This window comes from Mesorhizobium sp. M8A.F.Ca.ET.021.01.1.1 (assembly GCF_003998025.1).
Lineage (GTDB): Bacteria > Pseudomonadota > Alphaproteobacteria > Rhizobiales > Rhizobiaceae > Mesorhizobium.
This window is the reverse complement of record NZ_RZSJ01001118.1, coordinates 1-430: the sequence shown is the minus strand read 5'-3', so window position 1 is coordinate 430 and position 430 is coordinate 1. Positions and strand designations below refer to the sequence as shown.

The window sequence follows — 430 nt, the reverse complement described above, 5'->3', positions numbered from 1 at the left end:
GCATTGCAGCCGCAAGCGGGTGGCCGCGACATGTTGGGCTGTTTGTAGAGATAGGCGGTCGGCAACTCGCCGTAGGGCCTGCCGGTGACCGATGACGTCATCGATGCCGAATCGTCGTCCATGCCGCGCGAATAGAAGACCTGCATCTCGGTGCCGGGGCAGGCCGATTCGCAATTCTTCTGGTCGCGCTCGAAATCGCCGGCCGAGGCGGCGTTCGACATGGGGAAGAAATATCCGTCGCAAGTGCGCACGCAACTGGTGTGGAATTCGCCGCCGCTGCCCGCAACGTCCGGAATGCCGGGCTGGTTCAGGACGCGGCTGACATCGCTTTCCTCGCCCGGATCGTCAGGCTGGTCCAACGTATCGATCCGCCGGTTGTCGCCGCCGAAAAGCTGGTCGAAGAGGTTGGCATTGTCCCCATCTTCACGAT

1 protein-coding gene is annotated in these 430 nt (G+C 62.6%); it reads right to left on the bottom strand.

From position 1 onward, the window contains the following. On the bottom strand, positions 1 to 430 hold a 430-nt coding region (locus tag EOA36_RS36890), incomplete at both ends, for a DUF2865 domain-containing protein (RefSeq protein WP_127281338.1).